The sequence below is a fragment of the Streptomyces sp. NPDC006265 genome, assembly GCF_040613555.1.
In the GTDB taxonomy this organism is placed as follows: domain Bacteria; phylum Actinomycetota; class Actinomycetes; order Streptomycetales; family Streptomycetaceae; genus Streptomyces.
The window spans coordinates 1-4,010 of the sequence record NZ_JBEXSH010000835.1; the positions used below are offsets into that span (position 1 = coordinate 1).

The 4,010-nt window shown below is 71.6% G+C and carries 4 protein-coding genes and 1 pseudogene; all 5 read right to left on the reverse strand.

All coding sequences use genetic code 11. The annotated features are described in order from the left end of the window. Positions 1-451: pseudogene (locus ABZ281_RS40995) on the reverse strand (serine hydroxymethyltransferase); the annotation flags it as partial. 70 nt (positions 452-521) lie between these two features. Further along, positions 522-1,202, reverse strand: a complete 681-nt coding sequence (locus ABZ281_RS41000) for a low molecular weight phosphatase family protein (RefSeq protein WP_031104192.1) — start codon at positions 1,200-1,202, stop codon at positions 522-524. Continuing rightward, positions 1,199-1,846, reverse strand: coding sequence for an L-threonylcarbamoyladenylate synthase (locus ABZ281_RS41005; protein WP_030854964.1), 648 nt, complete (start codon positions 1,844-1,846; stop codon positions 1,199-1,201). Before ABZ281_RS41005 ends, ABZ281_RS41000 begins: the two co-directional genes overlap by 4 nt. A gap of 70 nt (positions 1,847-1,916) precedes the next feature. Beyond that, positions 1,917-2,762 carry a peptide chain release factor N(5)-glutamine methyltransferase gene (gene prmC, locus ABZ281_RS41010; protein ID WP_356663047.1) on the reverse strand — a complete coding sequence of 282 codons (846 nt, stop codon included), beginning with the start codon at positions 2,760-2,762 and terminating at the stop codon, positions 1,917-1,919. A gap of 39 nt (positions 2,763-2,801) precedes the next feature. After that, entirely contained in the window at positions 2,802-3,878 is a 1,077-nt protein-coding gene (prfA, locus tag ABZ281_RS41015) for a peptide chain release factor 1 (protein ID WP_356663048.1), read from the reverse strand. Positions 3,879-4,010: the final 132 nt, after the last annotated feature.

A 4,010-nucleotide genomic window follows, 5' to 3' on the forward strand; every position in this document is an offset into this window, starting at 1 on the left:
CGCCGTATCCGACGAAGTCGAACCAGCGGCCGGAGAAGTTGGCGGGTGAGCCGTGCGTGAGGTGCCCGCCGTAGTGCAGGCCGAGCGCGAGGACGGTGTCGCCGGGGCGGAGCAGGGCGGCGTAGGCGGCGAGCACCGCCGAAGAGCCCGAGTGCGCCTGGACGTTGGCGTGGTCGGCGCCGAACAGCGCCCTGGCCCGGTCGACCGCGACGCGTTCGGCGACGTCGACGATCTCGCAGCCGCCGTGGTGCCGCGCCCCTGGGTAGCCCTCGGCGTACTTGTTGGCCAGCGGGGAACCGAGCGCGGCCAGCACGGCCGGGGAGCTGAAGTTCTCGGCGGCGATCAGCTGGAGCGTCGTCGACTGCCGCTCCCGCTCCCCGAGCAGGATGTCGGCGAGCTCGGGGTCCTGGCGGCGCAGGACGTCGGCCTCGATGGCAGGGGTGACCGTCATGGTGGGCTCCGGGCGTCGACGGTGACACGTACGACCAATGTAGGCCCGGGGCCTGGGGAGCGCTCGGCTGTTACGTCTTTGCGGGGACGCCGGTGAGGGCCGTGACGACCGGGTCGAGTGCCTGGTGTATCTCGTCCCCGATGGAACGGAAGAACGTCAGGGGCGCGCCGTAGGGGTCGTAGACCTCGTCCGCCTCGGCGGTGGGCGCGAGCAGCCACCCGCGTAGAGCGGCCGCGGCGCGGACCAGCGCACGCGCGCGGAGGACCACGCCCTCCTCCAGGGGCGGCAGGGTCGCCGGGTCGATGGCCTTGACCAGGCGGGTGAACTCCTTGAGCGTGAAGGTGCGCAGGCCCGCCGAGTGCCCCATGGAGATGACCTGCGCCCGGTGGTCCCGGGTGGCGGTCAGCACCAGGTCGGCGCGGATCACGTGCTCGTCGAGGAGCTCGCGCCCGGTGAAGCCGGAGGCGTCCGCGCCGAAGTCGGCCAGGACGGTCTCCGCGTGGGACTCCATGGGCGCGCCCTCGTGCCCCCAGGTGCCGGCGCTCTCCACGATCAGCCCGCCGCCCAGGATCCCGAGCCGCTCCCGCACGGCATGGCGGGTCAGCCGCTCGGTGATGGGCGAGCGGCACACGTTGCCGGTGCTGACGTGGAGGATGCGGAAGCTGTCGCGCGGAAGTCCCACGAAGGTCGTCGTGATCTCCGCCGCGCTTTCCCCGTTGCCTATGCCACGCCCCGATCCAGGGGCCGTCAATTCGCCACCTCGAGGTCGGGTACGACCTTTCGCAGCTCGTCCGCCGAGATGGCGCCCGCGCGCAGCAGCAGCGGCACCTCACGGGTCACGTCGACGATCGACGACGGCACGATGCCGGGGGTCGGGCCCCCGTCGAGGTAGACGGAGACGGAGTCGCCGAGCATCTCCTGCGCGGCGTCGCAGTCCTCCGGCGCCGGGTGGCCGGTCAGGTTGGCGGAGGAGACGGCCATGGGACCGACCTCGGTCAGCAGCTCGATGGCGACCGGGTGCAGCGGCATGCGCACGGCGACCGTGCCCCGGGTGTCCCCGAGGTCCCACTGGAGGGACGGCTGGTGCCGGGCGACGAGCGTCAGCGCGCCCGGCCAGAAGGCGTCGACCAGCTCCCAGGCCAGCTCGGAGAAGTCCGTCACCAGGCCGTGCAGCGTGTTGGGGGAGCCGATGAGGACGGGGGTGGGCATGTTGCGGCCCCGGCCCTTCGCGTCCAGCAGGTCGGCGACCGCCTCCGAGGAGAACGCGTCGGCGCCGATGCCGTACACCGTGTCCGTCGGCAGCACCACGAGCTCGCCACGGCGGACGGCGGACGCTGCCTCGCGCAGACCGGTCACACGGTCGGTCGCGTCGTTGGTGTCGTATCGCCGTGCCATCTTTAGCTGGCCTCCTCGTACACGTGCTGCTGGGATGAAGTCCGCGAAGAGCGCGGGGTGCCCGGTGTGCTCACGGCAGCGCCTTGCGGGCCGTGGCGAAGCGTGGGCGGTTGTTGAGGTCCGGGTGGTCGGCCGCGTCGGCCCAGCCCCGCTCCTCGGTGAAGATCCACGGCACCTGGCCGCCCTGGGTGTCCGCGTGCTCGACGACGACCACGCCGCCCGGGCGCAGCAGCCGGTGCGCGGTGCGTTCCAGGCCGCGGATGAGGTCCAGGCCGTCCTCGCCGGAGAAGAGGGACATGTCGGGGTCGTAGTCCCGCGCCTCGGGGGCGACGTACTCCCACTCGGTGAGCGGGATGTACGGCGGGTTGGTGATGACCAGGTCGACCTGGCCGTCCAGGTCGGGGAAGGCGGTGAGGGCGTTGCCCTGCCGCAGGTCGACCCTGGACCCCTCGACGTTCTTGCGGGTCCACCGCAGGGCGTCCTCGGACAGCTCCACGGCGTGCACGCGCGAGCGCGGCACCTCCTGGGCGAGGGCCAGCGCGATGGCGCCGGAGCCGGTGCACAGGTCGACGATGCACGGCTCCACGACGTCCATGGCCCGCACGGCGTCTATGGCCCAGCCGACCACGGACTCCGTCTCGGGCCGCGGCACGAACACCCCGGGGCCGACCTGGAGTTCCAGGTAGCGGAAGTAGGCGCGCCCGGTGATGTGCTGGAGCGGTTCGCGGGCCTCGCGGCGGGCGATGACCTCCCAGTAGCGGGCGTCGAAGTCGGAGTCCTTGACGGAGTGCAGCTCGCCGCGCTTGACGCCGTGCACGAACGCGGCGAGTTCCTCCGCGTCGGTACGCGGCGAGGGCACGCCGGCGTCGGCGAGCCGCTGAGTGGCCTGGGCCACCTCCGCGAGCAGCAGATTCACGCAAGTCCTCCGTATTGCTCGTACGTGCTCGTGCCGGCCTTACGCGGCTGCCAGCTTCGCCGCGGAGTCCGCGTCGACGCAGGCCTGGATCACCGCGTCGAGGTCGCCGTCCAGGACCTGGTCCAGGTTGTACGCCTTGAAGCCGACACGGTGGTCCGAGAGACGGTTCTCCGGGTAGTTGTACGTGCGGATCTTCTCGGAGCGGTCGACGGTGCGGACCTGGCTGCGGCGGGCGTCGGCGGCCTCCCTCTCCGCCTCCTCCTGCGCCGCTGCGAGCAACCTGGAGCGCAGGATACGCAGTGCCTGCTCCTTGTTCTGCAGCTGGCTCTTCTCGTTCTGGCAGGAGGCGACGACTCCGGTGGGAATGTGCGTGATACGCACGGCGGAGTCGGTGGTGTTGACGGACTGTCCGCCGGGCCCGGAGGACCGGTAGACGTCGATGCGGAGGTCGTTCGGGTTGATCTCGACGTCGACCTCCTCGGCCTCGGGCGTGACGAGCACACCGGCCGCGGAGGTGTGGATACGGCCCTGGGACTCCGTCGCGGGCACGCGCTGCACCCGGTGCACGCCACCCTCGTACTTCATCCGCGCCCAGACGCCCTTGCCGGGCTCCGTGGCGCCCTGGCCGCCCTTGGTCTTCACGGCGACCTGGACGTCCTTGTAGCCGCCCAGCTCGGACTCGGTGGCGTCGATGATCTCGGTCTTCCAGCCCACGCGCTCGGCGTAGCGCAGGTACATGCGCAGCAGGTCGCCGGCGAACAGCGCCGACTCGTCGCCGCCCGCGCCCGCCTTGATCTCGAGGATGACGTCCTTGTCGTCGCTGGGGTCGCGCGGGACGAGCAGGAGGCGCAGCTTCTCCGTGAGCTCCTCGCGCTGCCGCTCCAGGTCCTTGACCTCGGCCGCGAAGTCGGGGTCGTCGGCGGCCAGTTCGCGCGCGGTCCCGATGTCGTCGCCCGTCTGCGTCCAGGAGCGGTAGGTGGCGACGATGGGGGTGAGCTCGGCGTAACGCTTGTTCAGCTTGCGCGCGTTGGCCTGGTCGGAGTGGACCGACGGGTCGGCGAGCTTCTTCTCCAGGTCGGCGTGCTCGGCGACGAGTTCCTCGACGGCCTCGAACATCTTGGGCTCCTGTGTACGGACGGGGGTGAAGGGCGGGCGACCAAAAACGCCGGTCCCGGCGCGCCCTCGGTGCGAGCACGACCTCCAGCTGCGGCGGCCGGTCAGCCGAGTTCGCGGACATAGCGCACCTCC

Coding starts and splice junctions, on each gene's coding strand:
- ABZ281_RS41005 (WP_030854964.1), bottom strand. CDS start 1,846: ATGGCACGGCGATACGACACCAACGACGCGACCGACCGTGTGACCGGT.
- prfA (WP_356663048.1), bottom strand. CDS start 3,878: ATGTTCGAGGCCGTCGAGGAACTCGTCGCCGAGCACGCCGACCTGGAG.